The 20,429-nt window shown below is 62.0% G+C and carries 18 protein-coding genes; 9 read left to right on the top strand and 9 right to left on the bottom strand.

Features of this window, described 5'->3' with window-relative positions; translation table 11 throughout:
* Positions 1-146: 146 nt before the first annotated feature.
* The gene (gene guaD / locus ARC39_RS09975) at positions 147-1,511 is read right to left on the bottom strand and encodes a guanine deaminase (RefSeq protein ID WP_078059187.1); all 1,365 of its coding nucleotides are present in this window, start codon (positions 1,509-1,511) and stop codon (positions 147-149) included.
* A 107-nt stretch (positions 1,512-1,618) separates the two neighbouring features.
* Between guaD and mgtE the strand changes: the two genes are divergently transcribed.
* From mgtE to ARC39_RS09960, 3 genes are all read left to right on the top strand, one after another.
* Entirely contained in the window at positions 1,619-3,007 is a 1,389-nt protein-coding gene (gene mgtE, locus ARC39_RS09970; protein WP_068113830.1) for a magnesium transporter, read from the top strand.
* Positions 3,004-3,570 (top strand): 5-formyltetrahydrofolate cyclo-ligase, encoded by a 567-nt coding sequence (locus ARC39_RS09965; RefSeq protein ID WP_149866381.1) that lies wholly within the window; start codon positions 3,004-3,006, stop codon positions 3,568-3,570. Before mgtE ends, ARC39_RS09965 begins: the two co-directional genes overlap by 4 nt.
* 97 nt (positions 3,571-3,667) lie before the next feature.
* Positions 3,668-4,480: a TIGR00282 family metallophosphoesterase gene (locus tag ARC39_RS09960; protein WP_068113829.1), complete on the top strand. Its 813-nt coding sequence runs from the start codon at positions 3,668-3,670 to the stop codon at positions 4,478-4,480.
* A 149-nt stretch (positions 4,481-4,629) separates the two neighbouring features.
* On the opposite strand, the gene ARC39_RS09955 is transcribed toward ARC39_RS09960, so the two are convergent.
* Complete coding sequence (locus tag ARC39_RS09955; protein WP_068113828.1) at positions 4,630-5,499, bottom strand: S-methyl-5'-thioadenosine phosphorylase; 870 nt, start codon at positions 5,497-5,499, stop codon at positions 4,630-4,632.
* Between the two features lie 141 nt (positions 5,500-5,640).
* On the opposite strand from ARC39_RS09955, the gene ARC39_RS09950 reads away from it, so the two are divergent.
* The 3 genes from ARC39_RS09950 (at position 5,641) to ARC39_RS09940 (ending at position 8,866) form a co-directional block, all read left to right on the top strand.
* Positions 5,641-6,243 carry a hypothetical protein gene (locus ARC39_RS09950; RefSeq protein ID WP_068113827.1) on the top strand — a complete coding sequence of 201 codons (603 nt, stop codon included), beginning with the start codon at positions 5,641-5,643 and terminating at the stop codon, positions 6,241-6,243.
* Between the two features lie 200 nt (positions 6,244-6,443).
* Entirely contained in the window at positions 6,444-8,069 is a 1,626-nt protein-coding gene (locus ARC39_RS09945) for a SulP family inorganic anion transporter (protein WP_068113820.1), read from the top strand.
* A gap of 74 nt (positions 8,070-8,143) precedes the next feature.
* Positions 8,144-8,866, top strand: coding sequence for a DUF5765 domain-containing protein (locus ARC39_RS09940; RefSeq protein WP_068113819.1), 723 nt, complete (start codon positions 8,144-8,146; stop codon positions 8,864-8,866).
* 15 nt (positions 8,867-8,881) lie between these two features.
* Here the strand turns inward: ARC39_RS09940 and ARC39_RS09935 are convergent, their stop codons facing one another.
* On the bottom strand, positions 8,882-9,490 hold the full coding sequence (locus tag ARC39_RS09935) for a flavin reductase family protein (RefSeq protein WP_068113818.1): 609 nt from the start codon (positions 9,488-9,490) through the stop codon (positions 8,882-8,884).
* Positions 9,491-9,570: 80 nt separating this feature from the next.
* Between ARC39_RS09935 and ARC39_RS09930 the strand changes: the two genes are divergently transcribed.
* Positions 9,571-10,086: a GNAT family N-acetyltransferase gene (locus tag ARC39_RS09930; protein ID WP_068113817.1), complete on the top strand. Its 516-nt coding sequence runs from the start codon at positions 9,571-9,573 to the stop codon at positions 10,084-10,086.
* Here the strand turns inward: ARC39_RS09930 and ARC39_RS09925 are convergent.
* The 4 genes from ARC39_RS09925 to ARC39_RS09910 form a co-directional block, all read right to left on the bottom strand.
* Positions 10,059-10,361, bottom strand: coding sequence for a hypothetical protein (locus ARC39_RS09925; protein WP_068113815.1), 303 nt, complete (start codon positions 10,359-10,361; stop codon positions 10,059-10,061). The genes ARC39_RS09930 and ARC39_RS09925 overlap by 28 nt on opposite strands.
* A 292-nt stretch (positions 10,362-10,653) precedes the next feature.
* On the bottom strand, positions 10,654-12,954 hold the full coding sequence (ptsP, locus tag ARC39_RS09920) for a phosphoenolpyruvate--protein phosphotransferase (RefSeq protein ID WP_438273261.1): 2,301 nt from the start codon (positions 12,952-12,954) through the stop codon (positions 10,654-10,656).
* On the bottom strand, positions 12,926-14,164 hold the full coding sequence (locus tag ARC39_RS09915; RefSeq protein WP_068113808.1) for an aspartate kinase: 1,239 nt from the start codon (positions 14,162-14,164) through the stop codon (positions 12,926-12,928). The genes ptsP and ARC39_RS09915 overlap by 29 nt, the downstream gene beginning before the upstream one ends.
* 107 nt (positions 14,165-14,271) lie before the next feature.
* Positions 14,272-15,321, bottom strand: a complete 1,050-nt coding sequence (locus ARC39_RS09910) for a Hint domain-containing protein (protein ID WP_068113805.1) — start codon at positions 15,319-15,321, stop codon at positions 14,272-14,274.
* Between the two features lie 295 nt (positions 15,322-15,616).
* On the opposite strand from ARC39_RS09910, the gene ARC39_RS09905 reads away from it, so the two are divergent.
* The gene (locus ARC39_RS09905; protein WP_068113803.1) at positions 15,617-15,856 is read left to right on the top strand and encodes an HP1242/YdcH family protein; all 240 of its coding nucleotides are present in this window, start codon (positions 15,617-15,619) and stop codon (positions 15,854-15,856) included.
* A gap of 31 nt (positions 15,857-15,887) precedes the next feature.
* Here the strand turns inward: ARC39_RS09905 and ARC39_RS09900 are convergent, their stop codons facing one another.
* Both ARC39_RS09900 and ARC39_RS09895 read right to left on the bottom strand, forming a co-directional pair.
* Positions 15,888-17,273, bottom strand: coding sequence for a helix-turn-helix domain-containing protein (locus tag ARC39_RS09900; RefSeq protein WP_068113801.1), 1,386 nt, complete (start codon positions 17,271-17,273; stop codon positions 15,888-15,890).
* Positions 17,274-17,320: 47 nt separating this feature from the next.
* Positions 17,321-18,559, bottom strand: a complete 1,239-nt coding sequence (locus ARC39_RS09895) for a multidrug effflux MFS transporter (RefSeq protein WP_236545218.1) — start codon at positions 18,557-18,559, stop codon at positions 17,321-17,323.
* Positions 18,560-18,731: 172 nt separating this feature from the next.
* Here ARC39_RS09895 and ARC39_RS09890 point away from each other — a divergent pair, with 172 nt between their 5' ends.
* Positions 18,732-20,264, top strand: coding sequence for an acyl-CoA carboxylase subunit beta (locus ARC39_RS09890; protein WP_068113799.1), 1,533 nt, complete (start codon positions 18,732-18,734; stop codon positions 20,262-20,264).
* Positions 20,265-20,429 lie beyond the last annotated feature (165 nt).

The following is a 20,429-nucleotide window of genomic DNA, read 5'->3' as shown; positions in this document are numbered from 1 at the left end:
GTCGTCACGGCATCCGTGCCGGATACCGCTCCTCCCGTTGGGCGTGGCCGCGCGCAGGCGCGCGGCAGGCTGCGATATCTGCATCCGCGAAAAACTGGCCGCATGTCGGCGGGCCACCGCTCCGACGGGCGCTGACATCGGCTGATCTACAGGCCCAGACTGTCGGCGATGATCGGGCTGACAGGGCGGTTGTGGCCGCCGCCCCCGCGGTCGCCGGTGTCATGGCGCGCGCCGGCAATATAGACGGCGGCGACAGCACGGTCGTCTCCCATCATGATCGTCGGGAAAACGGCTTCCCAGATCGTTTCTGCACGGGAGTGGCGTTGTGCGATGGCGGGTGTCGAGGCCAGGTCGAGAACCACTAGGTCGGCGTCGGAGCCGTGAGCCAGGGAGCCGATCCGCGCCTGCAGGCGCATTGCCTCGGCGGAGCCCGCTGTCGCCAACCAGAGCAGTTGTGCCGGATGCAGCGCCGTCCCGGTGAGCTGACCGATCTCGTAGGCAGAAGCCATCGTGTGCAGCATCGAAAAAGACGAGCCACCACCGGTATCGGTGGCGAGCCCGACACGAAGCCCCTCGGCCTCCGCGCGCGCGGTATCGAACAGCCCCGAGCCGATGAAGGTGTTCGAGGTTGGACAGTGGACCAGCGCGGCGCCATGCTCCCGCAGTCGGGCCCGTTCGCTGTCGGTCAGCCAAATCGCGTGACCGAACATCGCGCCCTCTCGCAGCAACCCATGCGACTCGTAAGTGTCAAGATAGTCGCGTCGGTGTGGATAGAGCTCGCGAACCCACTCGACCTCGTCGGTCTGCTCGCTGAGATGGGTCTGCATTGGGCAGTCCGGGTGATCTGCCCAGAGGCCGCCGAGCGCTTCGAGCTGTTCCGGCGTCGATGTGGGCGAAAACCGCGGCGTGATCGCATAGATGGCGCGTCCGCGTCCATGCCAGGTTTCCAACAGCGTCTTGCTTTCGTCATAAGCCGTCTTGGCATTGTCGCGCAGCCCGTCGGGTGCATTGCGATCCATGCAGGTGCGGCCTGCGACGACGGCCATGTTGCGTGCCGCGGCGGCTTCGAAGAAAGCGGTAACTGAGGCGGCGTGGATTGTGCAGAAGCTGGCGACAGAGGTGGTACCATACGAGACCAGCAGATCCAGGTGGCGCGCCGCGATCTCGCCTGCGTAATCCGGGTCCGCAAAGCGCATCTCTTCGGGGAAAGTGTAGCTGTTAAGCCAGTCAATCAATCGCTTTCCCCACGAGGCGATAATCGCCGTCTGCGGGTAGTGCGCGTGGGCGTCGACGAAGCCGGGCAGGATCAGCCCGTCCCCGTGGTCATCGATGCGGGCATGGGGGTGTGCCGCGCGCAGCGCGTCTGCTTCGCCGACATCCACGATCCGGCCGTTTTCGATATGGACGCAACCGCGGCGAGAATACCGGGCGGCATCGTCCGGCGGCGTATCGAAGGGATTGGACCGGATATCAAGCACCTGTCCGATCACGAGAGTGGAATGTTCGCTCATGGAAAAAGACTAAGCGGTGGTCGCTGGTGCCGCAACGGCCATCGGCCTGTTGCGCCGCGCGGCTTGGAGATTATTCTGGCCATGAGCGGGAAGTGAAGGGGCGTGCGATGGCCGAAGAACCAGTCGATACGGCAGGTCGCGATGACGATGCCTATTCCCTGAAGCGCGATCGCGTGCAGGAAGTTCTGCTGGCGATCAACGCCGGCGACGACCTGCGGCTCGGGCGACTTCTGGATCAACTCCACCCGGCAGACGTGGCCGATCTCATGGAACAGGTCGGCGACAAGACTCGCCACCTTCTGCTGCGCTTCTGGGGCCGGGAGATCGACGGCGAAATCCTATCGGAACTCGATGAGGCCGTTCGGGCCGAGGTGATCGAGGCGCTGCCGGATTCCGTCCTGAGCGAGGCAGTGCTCGACCTGGAATCCGACGACGTGGTCGATCTCGTTGAGAATCTCGAAGAGGATCGCAAGGAAGCGGTCCTTGAGGCACTGCCGGCGGCCGAACGGGTTGCGGTGGAACAGGCTCTGAGCTGGCCGGAATTCTCGGCCGGCCGTCTTATGCAGCGCGAGGTTGTCAGCGCGCCGGAGCATTGGACGGTTGGCCAGGCGATCGACTTCCTGCGAAGCGAGGACCGGAACCTGCCAGAGCAGTTCTACCACGTCATTCTTGTCGACCCCACGATGACACCGATTGGTTACGTGACGTTGGGCAAGCTGCTTTCGTCCACCCGCGAGACTCCGCTGCGCGCAATTACCGAGCATTCCTTCCGGACGGTACCGTTGGACATGGACGAGGCAGAAGTCGCCTATGCCTTCAACCAGTACCATCTGGTGTCGGTTCCGGTGGTGGACCACGATGATCGCCTCGTCGGCGTCATCACCATCGATGACGCCATGGCAGTGCTGGACGAGGAACACGAGGAGGACATGTTGCGGCTGGCTGGCGTAACCGAGGACAGCAGCCTGAGTGACAGCGCCGTCGAAACCACCAAGCTGCGTTTGCCGTGGCTCGCGGTCAATCTCGCCACCGCCATTCTCGCATCCCTCGTGATCGCGCTCTTCGAGGACGTGATCGCGCAAGTGGTCGCATTGGCCGTCTTGATGCCAATAGTTGCCTCAATGGGAGGCAACGCCGGGACGCAATCGCTGACCGTTGCGGTGCGTGCGATCGCAACGAAGGACCTTACCATGTCCAACCTCTGGCGCGTCGTGGGCCGGGAGGTGGTGGTGGGCCTCCTGAACGGCGCCGTCTTTGCCGTGATCATGGGCGTGGTCGCGCTGATCTGGTTCGGTTCCGCGCAGATTGGAGCAGTGATTGCTCTGGCGATGGTGGTGAATCTCGCCGTGGCCGCGCTTGCGGGCATTCTCGTTCCCGTGGCCATGGAGCGTTTCGGGGTAGACCCGGCGTTGGCTTCGGGAACCTTCGTGACCACCGTTACCGATGTTGTTGGGTTCTTCGCATTTCTGGGGCTCGCATCGATGGTGCTGTTGTGACTGCCGAACTGGCGGCGCGAAAAGTGGCGGCGCGCAAGGCCGCGTTTTTGCGGCGCGCGGAGGCACACCGGCGCCATAGCGAAGCCGCGTCCGCCGCGCTTGTGTCCAGTCTGGCGGGGCTGTCAGGTCGGATCATCGCGGGCTACCTGCCGATCCGAACCGAGGCGAACCCTCTGCCTGCCATGGAGTCTTTGGCCAATGCCAATCGCCTGTGCGTTCCGGTGATCGACGCACCAGGCCAGCCGTTACGTTTTCGGGAATGGAGGCCGGGCTGCGCCCTTACGGAGGGTCCATTCAGGGTGATGGTTCCGAGCGAGGGTGCGTGGCTTGTCCCCGAGTTGGTGATCGCGCCGCTGGTGGCGTTCGATGACCGGCTGTTCCGGCTTGGTTACGGGGGAGGGTTCTACGACCGGACCTTGCAAAGCTTGCGGGTGGATGGGCCCGTTCAGGCGGTCGGTTTCGCCTATTCTGCCCAGCGGGATCCGGATCTTCCTCTGGAGCCAACCGACCAACCCCTGGATGGGTTGGTGACCGAGGCCGGGGCGATTCCGCTCGCACCATGACGCTGGCGCGCCTTCGGCGCGTGAACCCGCGATGCCCTGCAGGCGCAAGACAGAGCGTACACTTGTGACACGGCCGAAACGCGCCTAGGGAGAGAACATGCGTATACTCTTTCTAGGTGACGTGATGGGCCGCGCGGGGCGCGCTGCTGTCAGTGAACGCCTGCCAGCGCTGAGACGCGACTGGCGGATCGATTTTGTTGTGGTCAATGGCGAGAACGCGACCTCTGGCATGGGGTTGTCGGGGGCGCACGCGAAGTCGCTTCTTGAGGTCGGTGCGGATTGCATCACGCTCGGCGACCATGCCTTCGACCAGAAAGACATGCTGCAGTACATCGAAACGGACCCACGTATCCTGAGGCCTTTGAACTACGCCAAGGACGCGCCCGGGCGTGGAGCGGCGGTTTTCAAAGCCGGAAACGGACGCAAGGTTCTGGTTGCACAGGTGCTTGGCCAGGTTTTCATGAAACGGCCCTTCGCGGATCCGTTTTCAGCTGTCGACCAGGTGCTCAAGGCACATCCACGCGGCGGCATGGTGGCGGCAAGTCTGATCGACATGCATTGCGAGGCGACCAGCGAAAAGATGGGTATGGGCCACTTCTGCGACGGCCGCGCAAGTGTTGTCGTCGGGACGCATACGCATGTACCCACAGCGGATGCGCAACTCCTGCCGGGCGGGACGGCGTTCCAGAGCGATGCCGGCATGTGCGGCGATTACAACAGCGTCATCGGGATGGAGAAAACCGAACCAATGCGCCGGTTTGTAACCGGAATGCCGAAGAACCGGTTTTCACCGGCACTTGGCGAGGCCACGATCTCGGGTCTCTACGTTGAGACAGACGATGCGACGGGCGCGGCAACTCGGGTCGAAATGGTGCGTCAGGGCGGCCGCCTAACGCCCTGTGGGCCGTAACGCTACGCTGATTGCCAAGTTTGAAGGCAGGCAGGGCATTTGCCCCGCCGATGGCACGACACGTAATCCTTCGGCGCGCTGAACCGCCCGACCGGAGCGGCGACACCCACGATGCCACGACGCCGGGCGGAAGAGCCTCTCGGCCTTCGTCAGAGCATGCGGGCGGCCACCGCGTCGAGTTTTTCCAGCAGCACTGGATCTCTTTTTTCAGGAGCGGTCATCAGCGCATGTTCAAGTGCCCTGTCGCACCCATGCGGGCAGGGGGAACGCTCGCGCCCAAGCAGCGCTGGCAAACGTGCGAGCAAACCGCGCGCGTTCGCCGCGTTTCCGGTCAGTGTCTGGATGATCTGGGTAACGTCGACCTCTCCGTGGTCCGGATGCCAGGAATCGTAGTCGGTCACCATGGCGACGGAGGCATAGCAAAGCTCGGCTTCTCTCGCGAGCTTGGCTTCGGGCATATTCGTCATCCCGATCACGTCGCAGCCCCATTGCTCTCGATAGATCTGGGACTCGGCCAACGACGAGAACTGCGGCCCCTCCATCGCAAGGTATGTTCCCCCACGGTGCACGGTTATTCCCTGTGCTTCGGCCGCCTCGAAACATGCGTCTCCGAGGCGGGGGCACGTGGGATGTGCCATGCTCACGTGCGCCACACAGCCGGGGCCGAAAAAACTCTTCTCGCGTGCGAACGTCCGGTCGACGAACTGATCAACGATCACGAAGTGACCGGGCGCCATCGCCTCGCGGAAGGAACCGCATGCGGAGACCGAGATTACATCCGTCACCCCCAACCGCTTCAGCGCGTCGATATTGGCGCGATACGGTACCGAGGTCGGAGAATGGACGTGGCCGCGACCGTGCCGTGGCAGGAAGGCCATTTTCACGCCGTCAATCTCTCCGGTTATGATTCGGTCGGAGGGCTCGCCCCATGGGGTGCTCACCTCGCGCCATTCCGCGCCCCGCAATCCATCGATTTCGTAGAGGCCGCTTCCACCGATTACCCCGATCATCGTGTCCATTCTTCCGCTCCGACGCTTATTCTCCACGAGGCGGACCCTATGACACCAAATACTGCGTGGAAAGCACCGCCGTCTCCGTACTTTTGCCCGATTGCGGGTACATAAATGGAGCTGTGTTAAGGTTAACGTGTGGTGAGTGTTATGTGGGTACTTCGTACCGTGGTGTTGGTTCCGCGACCCGATATTCTGGCTGCTTTCCCCAGTCTGGTCGTGCTTTTCAGTTATCTCGCGCTCCAGGGGCGCGACAGCGTGTTTCTCGGGCATCCGCTGGCCCCGCTGACCGTGGCGGTGGCCGCGGGGCTCGTCGCGCGTCAGCTTCGTTGCACCATGTTTCGCCCAGTGCGACGCACCGCGGGCACGCCGCTCCAGGGCGCGGCAAGCGGGTTTGGCGCTGTCCTCTTGATGTTCCTCGCCCCATCCGCTGCCGAGGTGCAAGCCGCACTTCTCGTGCTTCTGCTTGGGTGGGCAACCACCATTCTTCTGGTCATTCGCATCGCCCCCGGGCACGTGGCACGCCTGCCCTCCGTCTGGGCGGGGCACGGCAAAGGGTCGCCGGATGCCATGGGCATTGTTGCGGGTAGCTATATGCTTCGTGGCGTAGGTGCCGGGTTGGTGATGCTCTCGGGCAACCAGACCCTCTGGATCCTCTTTGTCTCCCTTGGTTGCCTTGCCATCGATTTCCTGACGAACTGGGTCATCCTGCTCTACCTGTACCTGCGCCGGGTGAATGGCTGGGGAGAATAGGTATGACGTCATTGCATACCGGCTTCTCGCCTGACATTCTTCTGCATTGCAGCGATCTCTGGTAACGCAAACGTCGAGCCGCGTCCTGCCGGTCACGCCGCCCATTCGGGCGGCGTTCGGCATTGCGTACACGACCGTTTTGCCGACCGAGCGCCTCCGCCAGCGGCACGACCATCCGATACAAGCGAGCGAGGCCCTGAGTGACCCGAGCCATCATGGCAGCCCTGGCTGACAGCAATTACCTTGCCCAGTTTTCAGCGGGCGAGCGACTGCCCACCGCGCACCTGCGAACCGAGGTCCTCTCGGGCCTGACCGTGGCCCTGGCGCTGGTGCCAGAAGCGGTCGCCTTCGCCTTCGTCGCCGGTGTGCATCCGCTCGTGGGGCTCTATGCTGCCTTCATCGTCGGGCTCATAACGGCGCTGATCGGGGGCCGCCCGGGAATGATCTCGGGTGCGACGGGTGCATTGGCGGTCGTGATGGTCAGCCTCGTTTCTGAGCACGGTGTCGAGTATCTCTTCGCCGCGGTCGTGCTGATGGGGCTGATCCAGATTCTTGCCGGTATCTTCCGGCTCGGGAAGTTCATGCGGCTGGTCCCCCATCCCGTTATGCTGGGTTTCGTGAACGGGTTGGCGATCGTCATCTTCCTCGCGCAGCTCAGCCAATTCCGCGTGCCAGGCACCGGAGAGGCCGCCGGTCATGGAATCTCGGGTGGAGAATGGCTCACCGGAGCACCGCTCGTCACCATGCTGGTACTGGTCGCGCTGACCATGGCCGTTATCTGGCGCTTGCCAAAGCTCACCACTGCCATACCGGCCCCGCTCGCCGGGATCGGCATCACCGCCGCTATCGTCATTGCCTTTGGCATCGACGTGCCGCGGGTGGGCGACATGGCCTCCATCGAGGGCGGATTGCCACAATTCCACATCCCCATGGTGCCGCTTTCCTGGGAAACGCTGAAAATCGTCCTGCCTTACTCTCTGATCCTGGCCGCCATCGGTTTGATCGAGAGCCTGCTCACTCTGAACCTCGTCGGTGAGATTGTGCACAAGCGCGGCGGTGCCAGCCAGGAATGCGTTGCCCAAGGTGTCGCAAACACCGTCACCGGTTTCTTCGGCGGCATGGGCGGCTGTGCAATGATTGGCCAGTCGATGATCAACGTGAAATCCGGTGGCCGTACACGTCTTTCCGGCGCCTCGGCGGCGTTGTTCCTGCTCGCGTTCATTCTCGTCGGCGCGCCGCTGATCGAGCAAATCCCGCTTGCTGCGCTTGTAGGCGTCATGTTCATGGTCGTTATCGGGACCTTCGCTTGGAAATCCCTCACAATCATGCGCAAGGTGCCGCTCACTGATGCCGTGGTGATCGTGCTTGTCACCGTCGTCACCGTGGCCACAGATCTCGCGACGGCAGTGGTCGTCGGCGTGATCGTTTCTGCGCTTGCCTATGCGTGGCAATCGGCTTCCCACATCCATGCGAAGACCTACACCACGCCGGAAGGCGCGAAAGTCTATCAGGTTCAAGGTCCATTGTTCTTCGGGTCGGCCGACGGTTTTGCCGAGCTCTTCGACCCGGCGAAGGACCCTGCCCGCGTGGTGGTGGACTTCGCCGAGAGCCGGGTTGCCGACCAGTCGGCGCTGACCGCGATCGAGGCCCTTGCGGCGAAATACGAGAAGGCCGGCAAGAAGCTGGAGCTGCGCCACCTCAGCCACGATTGCCACCAGCTTCTCATGAAAGCCGGGCAACTCATGGTCGACTCCGATGACGACCCGGATTACGCGATCGCAGCCAATTATCAGGTGCGCACGGGCGTGCTCCACGCGGGGCACTGACGCCCCCGGCCACACAAGGCTTTCCTCCTCCGCGGTGAACGGTCAAAGTGGGCCGGGCGGGAGGAAGAGAAGCGATGTGCTGGAGTGCATCGGCATCGGTGGCAATGGTGGCGGCCGGGAGCGCGGCGGCGGCACTTTCATGGCGTCGCGGCGACGCGCCCGCGATATGGGCGACCTTGGCCTATTTCACCATCATGGAAGCGCTGCAAGCCGTCGGATATTCGGTTGTTGACCAATGCAGCGCGCCGGAAAATCGGACGGTTACGCTACTGTCCTACATACATATTGCACTGCAACCGTTGGTCCTGAATGCTTTCGCGATGGAGATCGCGCCGCAGGAAGTACCACGCCACATCCGGCGCCGTGTGCTTGTGGCGGCCGGCTTCATGACATTGCTGATCCTCGGCCGTCTCTTACCCTGGGACGCACTTGGACAGTGCCGCCCTGGTCTTGACGTCATGTGCGGTACGCCGATGTGTCTGGTGTCGGGGGATTGGCATATCGGCTGGCAGCTGCCTCTCACGGCCCAGTTCCAGCCGTTTGCCGGCGCACTGGGCGTGGATGTGCAGTTCCCGGCCTACCTCGTGGCAGTGTTTCTTTTTCCGCTGTTTTACGGCGCGTGGCGTTTCGTTGCCATGCACACTGTGGCCGGCCCAGCATTGGCGATGCTAATCACCGACGATCCGCGGGAAATGCCCGCAGTCTGGTGCCTGTTCTCCATCGGGATCCTGTTGATAACACTCAGCCCCTCGGTACGGTACCGCGCCATGCGCGCCCATCGCCCGCGCGCCGCGTGAGTGTTTGTGAGTGGATCAGGTTTCGCCCGGGCGTTGCATGACGAAGACCTCGCTAACATGGGTGAAGTCCCGGTATCCAAGACGGGCCAACGGTTGAAAGCGGGTCACGTCGAAACGCCCGTCGACGATGCAATCGTCACGCAGGTGAATGCCGGTCACTTCGCCGAAAGCGACGCGGTTGTTGGGTCCCTGCAGATCCACAATCTGCGTGAGTTTGCACTCGAGCGTCGCCGGCGCATCGGCAATCCGCCCACAGTTGATGGTGTCGCATTCGCCGCGCGCAATCCCGGCCATTTCGGCTTCGTCCACGTCCTTGTCCCATGGGCCGGAGGTCAGGTTCATGACCTCGCGCTTCGCGAACTCCACGATATTCACGGCAAAAACGCCGGTATCGCGGATGTTTGCCAGCGTATCCTTCGTTCCTTCGCGGTCATGCTTCTTGCCAGTGGTGGCGAACATCACCTGTGGTGGGGTGTATGCGACAGCATTGAAGAAGGAATACGGTGCAAGGTTTTCCGATCCATCGGTCCCACGGGTGGAAATCCAGGCAATCGGGCGCGGGGCCACGATGGCGCTGAAGGGGTTGTGTGGCAGGCCGTGGCCGTCCTCGGGGCGGTAGAACATGGCTGGCGTCTCCTTTCCGAGTGATCTAACGCTGTGCCGATGGGGTTTCCAGCGCGAATAACGGCAAACAGGGCAGAGCATTGATCCTGGAACAGGAAAATGCGGAGGATTGGTGGGAGGTTGAAGCGCTTTTCGACCTGTGTTTCGCGCCGGGGCGCGAGGCTTTGTCGTCCTACCGGCTGCGCGAAGGCGTGGAACCCGTCGCGCGCCTTTGCCTGGTGGCACGAGATGAGGGGATCGTTTCAGGCGCGATCCGGGCATGGCCGGTTCGGGTGAGCGGCCATGCCGTTGCGCTCATCGGGCCCGTGGCAGTGCACCCCACGCACCAGGGCGAAGGCCTTGGTGGCATGATGATACGTGAAGTGGTCAAACGCGCCTCATCGATTGGTTGGAACCGCCTCATGCTTGTCGGCGATGCGCCTTATTACGGGCGCTTCGGTTTTCGCCAACTTGACGGGGTGGAAATGCCCCCGCCGACAAACCCCGCACGAGTGCTCGGGATCGGCGATTGGACGAGTGTCCGAGGTCGCGTCGTGCGGGCTGCCGGGGCGAGCGCCCCGCCAACGCATCAAGGGGCAAGGTTGTCGAAACCGTAGTGGGGGCGGGTACCGGTCCGCCGCGATTCCTCGGCGATGCTCTCGCAAACCCGGTCGATTGAACTCCACTGCACCGGAGAATCGCCGGCCAACCGCCTATTCCGACGCAGCACCGAGCGAATCAAGTCGATCTGATCTGCTGGCAGACGCCACGCCACGTTGCTTTGGTCGCCGGCTTCGGGCGGCATGTAGCCGCGCCATGCAATTCGCTCGAGCACCTGCCGGGCGGTTTCGCTTCGGCTGCGCGGAATATCAAGTTCCAAAACGTCATTCATTTTGCACGTCACTCCTGGAGGTGCGGTGGCCGAATAGCTCGGTCACCCACCCGTCACGACGACAGCCGCATAGGGAACGGGGCTGCCCTGCTCTTTTGTCGCGGACCAGGCTGGGGATGAGGGACCGCCGACGACGAAATTCGCCGCAGTGGCACATCCTGCTCCTCCGAGAAGCCTAAGAGGGCACGGACCGGATCACAAGCATTGCCCCCACGATCTCGGTACTGCCTTTTTGGGTAGGTTCGCCGAAACGGCGGTAATACGCCGATCAGGTGCGGCAGAAGTGGCAATTTCAGCCCTGTTGGCGGAGCCAGTCCATGACCGCCGGACGCACCGACTGCGCGCCCTGCGCTCTTGCGTCGTCTATGATTTCGCGCACTTCCGCCAGGTTGGAGCGTCTGAGTAGATGCTTGACCGGGCCAATCGATGCCGGGCGCATGGAAAGCGTCCGAAATCCCATGGCGGCGAAGCAGAGCGCCTCGACGGGCCGGCCGGCATCCTCGCCGCAGAAACTCAGCGGCGTCTTGGTCTCCCTGCACCGCATGACGATCCATTCCAGAAATGTCAGGAAGGAAACGTTGAGAGTGTCGTAGCGGCGGCGCACCCGCTCGTTCTCACGGTCCGCGGCGAAGAAGAACTGCTTGAGGTCGTTTCCACCTACGGAGATGAAGTCGGCAAGTTCGAAAAACTGGATTGGCGCGAAGGCAAGGCTGGGGGTTTCGAGCATTGCCCCAACCTCCAGCGATTTCGGCAACACGTGGCCAAGCTTTTCCTCGCGTTCCATCTCGTCGAGCAGCATTTGCCGCGCGGCCCGGAATTCGTCGAATTGCGCGATGAACGGGAACATGATCGTCAGCGGACGGCCTTTTGCGCCGCGGATCAACGCCTGCAGTTGCATCCGCATGACGCCTTGCTTGTCCAAACCTACGCGGATCGCGCGCCAACCGAGCGCCGGGTTCGGTTCATCCTGCGGCTTCATGTAGGGCAGAACCTTGTCCGAGCCGATATCGAGCGTGCGGAATGCCACCCGCTTTCCATTGGCCGCGTCCAACACGCGCGAATAGAGCGCAGCAAGTTCGCCACGGCTCGGGAACTTGCTGCGCACGAGAAACTGCAATTCTGTTCGGAAAAGACCGACGCCATCTGCGCCCGACGATCTTAGCGACGGGAGGTCGGCCATGAGCCCGGCGTTCATGTCGAGCCGGATCGTCGGCCCGTAAACGGTGGTTGCAGGGACGCGCCGAATGGAGGCGTAGCGTTCCTGTGCCTTTGTCATCATCGCCATCTTGTCACGGAAGGCGGCCGCAACGGTCTCCTCGGGGCGGAGATGGACGAAACCCTGGTCTCCGTCGACTAGAACGCGGTCACCGTTGAGTGCCTCGGTGGTGATCCGTTCGGCGTTGATGACCAGCGGGATGGCGAGCGCCCGCGCGACAATTGCGGCATGACTCCCGACGGAGCCCTCCTCAAGCACGATCCCGCGCAAGCTGCGCCCGTAGGCCAGCAACTCGCCGGGACCAATGTTGCGCGCCACCAGTACCGGATCGTCCGGCATGTCGACGCCTGTGCTGCTGCCTTGCCCGGTTAAAAGCCGAAGAAGCCGGTTCGACAGGTCGTCCAGGTCGTGGAGTCGTTCGCGCAGGTAGGGATCGGGCACCTGTTCCATCCGTGCACGCGCGGTGGTCTGCTCCTTTTCGACGGCCGCTTCAGCCGAAAGGCCCCGGTTGATATCCGCTTCCATGCGGCGGAGCCAGCCTTTGGAATTGGCGAACATCCTGTAGGCTTCGAGAACGTCCCGCTGATCCTTGTCGGCCACGTCGGTGCCGGTCAGCATCTCGTCGACGGATATCCGCAGCCGGTCCACCGCTTCCCGTAGCCGGTGAAGCTCGGCCTCGGCATCGTCGGCGAACGGGTTGGTGACAACGACACGTGGTTCGTGCAGCAGCACATGCCCCATTGCGGAGCCTTCCTGCCCAACGTTGCCGCGGAGCATGACCGCATGCTGGTGCGGGGCGGACATCGCCGCACCCTCGCCGATGAACGCACCGAGTTCGGCCATCTCGGCGAGCACCATCGCCACGACTTCGAGCGCGTACACCACGTCATCGTCGAACGGCGTGTGCTTTTTGGATTGCACCACCAGCACGCCCATGCGTTCGCCCAGACGCTGGATCGGTACGCCCAGGAACGCCGAGTAAATCTCCTCGCCAGTCTCCGGCATGTAGCGAAATCCGGCCTCGGAAGGCGCGTTGCCGGTATTGATCGGCTGTGTGGAAGCAGCGACCTTGCCAACGAGGCCCTCGCCGAGACGCATGCGTGTTTTGTGGACGGCCTCGGCCTTCAGACCTTCCGTTGCACAGAGCTCCAGCGTTTCGTCGTCACGAAACAGGTAGATCGAACAGACGGGCGTGCGCATCTCCTCGGCGATCAGCCCGGTGATGCGGTCCAGCCGTTCCTGTCCCTCGGCGGGCTCCGCCAAAGCCTGCCTGAGCCGGCCCAGCAGCCGCCTACTGCCACTTTGCGTGTCGCTCAACGCTCGATCCCCTGTGGCCGGTGGGGCGTATCTACCCCGTTTTCTCCAGCCCGAAGGCATCATGAAGCGCCTGGACGGCCAGTTCCAGATATTTCCGGTCGACCAGTACTGAGATCTTGATCTCCGACGTCGTGATGACCTTGATATTGATCCCTTCGGAGGACAGCGCCTCAAACATTTGCGCGGCGACGCCAGTATGGGAGCGCATGCCGATCCCAACGACCGACACCTTGCAGACTTCGCTGTCCACTTCCAAACCATGGAAGTTGATAAGGGTCTTCTCGCGAGCCTCCTGAACCGCCCGGTCGGCGCGCGCCACCTGGTTGGTTGGACAGGAGAAGGTCATGTCGGTGCGACCCTCCTCGGAGATGTTCTGGATGATCATGTCCACGTTCACGCCTGCCTCGGAGAGCGCACCGAAAATCGCGGCGGCCACGCCTGGACGGTCGGCGACCGACATGAGTGTGACCTTTGCTTCGTCGCGGCTGTAGGCCACGCCCGAGACGACATTGCTTTCCATGATTTCCTCCTCGTCGCAGACCAGCGTGCCTGCTGTGGGGTCATATTCCTCGAAGCTCGACAGGACCCGCAGCGGCACCTTGTATCGCATGGCCAGTTCCACGGAGCGGGTCTGCAGCACCTTGGCGCCGAGGCTTGCGAGTTCGAGCATTTCCTCGAAGGCGATCTTGTCGAGCTTGCGGGCTTTCTTGGTGATGCGCGGGTCGGTCGTATAGACGCCGTCCACATCGGTGTAGATGTCGCAGCGCTCCGCCCCGAATGCGGCGGCGAATGCAACGGCCGTCGTATCAGAGCCGCCGCGGCCAAGGGTGGTGATCCGGCCTTCGTCGGAAATGCCCTGAAAACCGGCCACGACGGCGACCTTCATGCCCTCGGCAAACTTGGCGTTGATGTTGTCGGTCGGGATCTTCTCGATCCGCGCGGCTGCATGCACGGCCGTCGTTTTCAGCGGTACTTGCCATCCCTGCCACGAACGGGCGGGGACGTCCATTTCCTGTAAGGTAAGGGCCATGAGGCCGGCCGTCACGTTCTCGCCAGAGCTGACGACGGCATCGTACTCTCGTGCGTCGAATAGCGGCGACGTCTCCTCGACCCAACCGACAAGCTCGTTGGTCTTGCCGGACATCGCCGATACGATCACGATCACGTCGTAGCCGTTTGCGACCTCCCGGCCAACGCGTTTTGCCGCGCGTCGGATCCGGTCCAGCGTGGCGACAGATGTGCCGCCGAATTTCATAACCAGAAGCGGCATGATGCCCGCCTATCCCTTCCGTATTGTCCGGGTGCGGGATAGGGGAAGGGGGGCGGGGACGCAAGGGCAGGCGATGCGGCGAACCGGCGCCGTCAGGGCGTTACGCGTCAAGCCGAGAGCGGCAGAGAGGTTTGCGTTCCGGAATTGGGAGCGGCGTCGACCAGGCCAATCTGCTGCGCCAGGGCGCGCGCTTCGGAGAAGCGCAGCATCATCCGAGCCGCCCGCATGCCGGACACTTTCGCAACCGGGTTGGACTCGGGCCGTGGAACGAGCCGCCCGATTTCTCCCATAGCTCCGGAGTCGATCGTGTTGGCCGCGACATCGCCCAGAAAAAGGCTCTCCGCTGGCGCGCCGGCCGCAAACAGGATCTCGTGGGTTTCCAGTAGAAGGTGGACGAATGTAACTTCTGGCTGCGGCGCGAGGCGAACGGTTCGTTCGTTCACCAATGCCTTTGCCGGCGCCAGCACTTCGTTTGTGCCGAATAGCAGCTCGACCTCCGGTCCCGACAACAGGACCCTGTGCAACTGGGACACCAGAAGCGGCTGCGTGTTGCCGAGCGTGCCGGGTGCGAACCAGACGGGCGCCGAGGCGCCCACACCGAGCACTGTACGTTGACCCGTCCAGATCACCCTTTGCGCGCCGCTGTCGGCAGTGATCACTTCGTCGCCGCTGCGAAAGGCATCGACGCGACGAAGCCCTTGTGGCGTCGCGATCGGCGTATCGGCGGTAAAACAGACGTGCCCGTAGGTCTGGGTGCTCTGCTGATCGACCCGGTAGAATCCAGGTGTGCGCCCACTTGCAATCGAGTTTGCAATCCACGCGTTGACATTGAAATTCGGCGTCCACATGACGTGGATTTCACCGACAATCGGATCTGTCCCTTCGAAGACAACGGCACCTTGCTCGCCTCCGAGACTGTCCGACCGAAGCACCGTTGTTTCGATGACCGAGTTCGTTCCGGAAGGCGTCGTGTAGGAGAGGGTATAGGTTTCGCCAACCTCGAACAGGTTTGGCTGATCGTCGTCGTCTTCGGAGGTAATCGTAAGATTTGAATAGGAATCGACCGGAATATCAAAAAGACTCGTGTTGAAGGTCGCGTCGACGTTGTCGCCGGTCGCAACCTCAAATTCCGTGTTCGTAGTAGTGATCGTAACCATTTAAACCCTTCTCATCCGGGCCGATAACGTCGGACATACCGGTGAACCGTCAACTGCGGGTAAATTCACCAAGAAATACGCCGTCAATTTGAACGAACTATGGCACTTGGTGGGACGACGTGCTGATCTCTCCAGCGGGCCTCGATGCGCGGTTCCCAAGCGAGGCTGAGGTCAATAAGCCCTACGGGAAATGTGGGAATACAGCTGCGAAAGCAGCGCGCGTTTGACCCATGTCAACGACGCCGTCGTCGGCCCCGGTTTCACTTTTTCCGCATAGAAGAAGAGGAGAGACGCAATGTCCAACGTCCCCCACGAGCTTTCGGAGGAGTTCCCGTCACAGATCGACCTGATCGGCAAGCTCACGGCCGAAGACCCTGGCTTTGCCGAGCTTGCCGAAGAATACGCCCGGTTAAACCTGCGCGTACACCAGGCCGATTCCTACGAGCGCCCAATGGAAGAACTGGCGGAGCACCAGCTAAAGAAGCGGCGCGCGTTTCTGAAGGACGAAATCAACCGGAGACTCGCTGAGGCGTGACACCGGCCCCGCGGCGGGCCGATAACGGCAATCAGAGACCAATTTCGTATGGGAGAATGGCGCGCCTGTTCGGTGCGACATGAAGCTTGTGCTCAAGCGGCGGAATGGAGCGCTGGTGGCAGTCCCGTCGTTCGCAGATCCGGCAGGACGTCCCAATCGGCTCGTATGCGGCGGGATTGGCCGTGTCGAGCCCGTCCGCGTAGACCAGGTCAGGGGCAAATCCAACGTCGCATCCGAGGGCAATCGCATAGCGGCGATCCGGCTCTCCCCACGCCCCGCCAGGCTTTGAAACGTCCCGAGCAAGCAGGATGTACCGTTCCCCGTCCGGTGTTTCGGCCAATTGCCGCAAGAAATGCCCGGGGGTCTCAAAAGCCCTATGCACGTTCCAGAGCGGGCAAGCGCCTCCGAAACGGGCGAATTGCATCCGCGTCGCGGAATGGCGTTTGGTGATTGTGCCCGCCTGATCGACCCGCACAAAGAAGAAGGGGATGCCTTTGTCGCCGTTGCGCTGCAACGTGGACAGGCGATGCGTGACCTGCTCGATGGATGCGCCGAACCGATGGGCCAGGCGCTCGAGGTCGTGACGTGTTTCCCGGGCCGCGGCGCGAAACCGTGTGTAGGGGAGCAGTGCCGCACCTGCGAAGTAGTTGGCCATGCCGATCTTCGCGATGGCGCGCGCTTCTGCGGTCTGGAAGCGGGCGAAGTCCAGTGTCGCTTCCAAGAGGTCGATTTGGGTCAGCAGAGCGACCTGGTGCAATATCTGGAAGTCCCGCGTCGGCGCACTGGCGCGAGCAGACAGAGTGAGTTTGCCAGTCTCCGGATCGAACCGCCGCAGGCCGCTTTCCTCGCTGACGACGATCTCGATGCCACGGGCGGCAAGAGCCGATTGCGCGGCTGCCATCGGGTCGTTGCCGGCAAAATGTTCCGCGGCCCTGTCCACCGCGTCTATGTAGTTGTCGATATAGTGAAAGAAGTCACGAACCTCTTCCCATGCCGATTGCGCGATGCGCTCGCTGTCCTGTCCGAGTGCGGCATCCAGCGACACAAGCCGCTCTTGCGTCCGCCGGTAGGCGCTGTGCAGTTCAAGAAAGGCACGTGTCAGCGCGGGAGCGTTGGACGCCACGAGCCTCAGGTCGGCCAGCGGCGGTGTGTCCGAGAAGACAGGGTCGGCGAGGGCTTCACGCATGTCGCCCACCAGGCGTTCGGTGTCTCCGGCACTCAACTCCGTGACGTCGAGGCCAAATTCCTGCGCCAACGCCAGAACAACCGAGGTGGAAATCGGTCGATGGTTGTTCTCCATCTGGTTGAGGTACGGGAGCGATACCCCGAGCTTCGCAGCAAAAAGCTTCTGTGTAAGGCCGAGCTTTGTGCGGATCTCGTGCAGCTTAACGCCGGCGTAGAGCTTCTTCTGGGTCATGATGGTTTTGCAGGTTCGCGGTTTTGCAGATCTAAGCTTTGCAAACCTCAGGAGGCAAGACGCAATCGTCTTTCGCGACGTCGAACATATATGATCGAGAGCGTACCAAGCGCAGATGCTATCATCATGAGCAGTTGCAGCGGCATTGGAGTTTCCGCTCCCTCCAGCACGTGACCGGCGAGGACGGACAGCGCAGCGCCGCCCGCGACCATGATGAAACCGCCGAGGCCGCTGGCTGTCCCTGCGAGTTGGGGGCGTACGGAGAGCATGCCGGCCGTTGCGTTCGGTATGACCATTCCATTGCCGAGCCCGACCGTTGTCACGAAGCTGAAGAAGATTGCCGGCGAGTGATAACCTGCTGCGCCAATGACCAGCGAAAGGAGCATTCCGGTGCTGGTCAGTACCGATCCCCAGAAAATCATCGGATTGATGCCGTACCGAGCGGAAAACCTGCCGGAGACATAGTTGCCGAGCATGTAGCCGACAGCTGGGGCCCCGAGCGAAAGACCGGTCCAGATTGGGGCCAGGTCGAAAATCGTGCTCGCCACGTAGGGTGCGCCGCCGAGGAAAGCAAAAAAGGCGCCCGCGGAAAACGCACTGGAGAGCGCGTAACCCCAAAAGCGGGGTGAACCCAGGAGTTCGGGATACTCACGAGCCTGCTGGCCGAAGGTCGCTCCGGTGTGGCTCGCGGTTTCGCCAAGATCGGCCCAGGAGACCAATCCGATAAGGGCGCCAATCAGAAGAAGGAACACGAAGCTGGACTGCCATCCGAACAGCTGTTCGAGGGTGCCGCCAATCATGGGGGCAAACATTGGCACAAGCGCCATTCCCATGGTGACATAGCCGATGCGAGAGGCGGCTTCGTCCTGCGGATACATGTCACGCACGACGGCACGCGACAGAACGAGCCCCATGATTACCACACCCTGTACCATTCGGCAGACGAGGAACATGCCCGCGGACGCTGCGAACAGACAGCCGGCCGTGGCAAGCAGGAACACGAGTATTGACCACATGACGACGGGTCTCCGTCCGTACTTGTCGGAGATCGGGCCAATCGCAAGCTGCAAGACAGCCGTTGTCGCCAGGTACATAGAAACGGACAATTGCATCGTGGCGTAGTCGGTTTCGAAATGCCGGGTCATCGTCGGAAGCGATGGCAGGAAGACGCTCATGTTCATTGCCGACAGGCCCGCGAGCAATACGAGTGTGACGATATGTGGCGGTGTGGTGCGGTCCAGGAATCGGACCGTTGGTGACGATGGCATGGCGTCGGTTTGGCTCATTGCTTGTGCAAACTCCACGAATCCCGCGGAAAAACGGGATTCGGCTGTCAATTTGCAATTATTCTATTTGCACCGGAGACTCTGCCAATACTTTGCAAATTTTCCAAATGGCGCTTTGGTATTCCCGGTCGACTTTGGTACTCAAAGTGCGAGGAACACAAGGGATGGAGACATGAAAGATATTCTCGAAGAGCTCGAAACACGACGTGCCTCTGCCCGTATGGGAGGCGGTCAGCGCCGAATCGATAACCAGCACAAGAAGGGCAAGCTCACGGCTCGTGAGCGGATCGACCTGCTGCTCGACGAGGGCTCCTTCGAGGAGTTCGACATGTTCGTCGCCCATCGTTGTGCCGAGTTTGGCATGGAGGCCGACAAGCCCGCCGGCGATGGGGTCGTGACGGGGTGGGGCACGATCAATGGGCGCCAGGTGTATGTTTTCAGCCAGGATTTTACCGTTTTTGGCGGGTCTCTCTCGGCCACCCATGCTCAGAAAATCTGCAAGATTATGGATATGGCGGTGCAGAACGGCGCACCGGTGATCGGGCTGAACGACTCTGGCGGAGCCCGTATCCAAGAAGGCGTGGACAGCCTTGCCGGCTACGCCGAGGTGTTCCAGCGCAACATCGAGGCTTCCGGTGTCATCCCGCAGATTTCGGTGATCATGGGGCCTTGCGCGGGCGGCGCGGTCTATTCTCCTGCAATGACCGACTTCATCTTCATGGTGCGGGATACCTCCTACATGTTCGTCACCGGCCCTGACGTGGTGAAGACGGTCACAAACGAGGTGGTGACGGCCGAGGAACTGGGTGGCGCATCGACCCATACCAAGAAATCGAGCGTTGCCGATGGAGCGTTCGATAACGACGTGGAAGCGTTGATCGAAATCCGGCGCCTGTTCGACTTCCTGCCGACCAACAACCGGCAGAAAGCGCCGGTGCGGCCGTTCTTCGACTCACCTGCGCGCGTCGAGGAAAGCCTCGACACGCTGATCCCCGACAACGCCCACACGCCATACGACATGAAGGAGTTGATCCTGAAGGTCGCCGACGAGGGGGATTTCTACGAGATCCAGGGCGATCACGCGCAGAACATCATTACCGGATTTGTGCGGATCGAGGGGCAAACGACCGGCATCGTGGCAAACCAACCGCTGGTGCTGGCCGGGTGCCTCGACATCGACAGCTCGAAAAAGGCGGCACGTTTCGTCCGTTTTTGCGATGCCTTCGAGATCCCCATCCTGACCTTCGTGGACGTGCCGGGGTTCCTGCCGGGGACCGGACAGGAATACGGCGGCGTCATCAAGCATGGCGCGAAACTGCTCTTTGCCTTCGGTGAAGCGACGGTGCCGAAAGTCACCGTGATCACCCGCAAAGCCTATGGCGGCGCTTATGACGTTATGTCGTCGAAACACCTGCGCGGCGACATCAACTACGCGTGGCCGACAGCTGAGATCGCGGTGATGGGGGCGAAGGGCGCAACCGAGATCCTCTACCGCTCCGAACTTGGCGATCCAGAGAAAATCGCGGCGCGGACGGCGGAATATGAGAAGCGTTTCGCCAACCCGTTCGTTGCCGCAGAGCGCGGATTCATCGACGAGGTGATACAGCCGCGTTCTACCCGCAAACGGGTTGCGCGCGCTTTCGCCAGCCTGCGCAACAAGCGGCGGGAAGTGCCGTGGAAAAAACACAACAACATCCCGCTCTGAGCAGCGGCTGGTGCGGGACACATCCCGGCCGCCACGGGCCTCGGATGCCCCTGCATGCGGCCTGAGTTTCTTGACGTGGAAGAGGTCGATGGAACGCGACGTGTTCGAGAGGAAGACAATCCGATGGCTTCGTGGGCGGTCTTTTGCGCGCGAATGCGGGGGCGT

Origin of the sequence: Tropicimonas marinistellae (assembly GCF_001509585.1) — a bacterium.
GTDB classification, from domain to species: Bacteria; Pseudomonadota; Alphaproteobacteria; order Rhodobacterales; family Rhodobacteraceae; genus Tropicimonas; species Tropicimonas marinistellae.
This window is presented reverse-complemented; position numbering and strand designations above follow the sequence as displayed.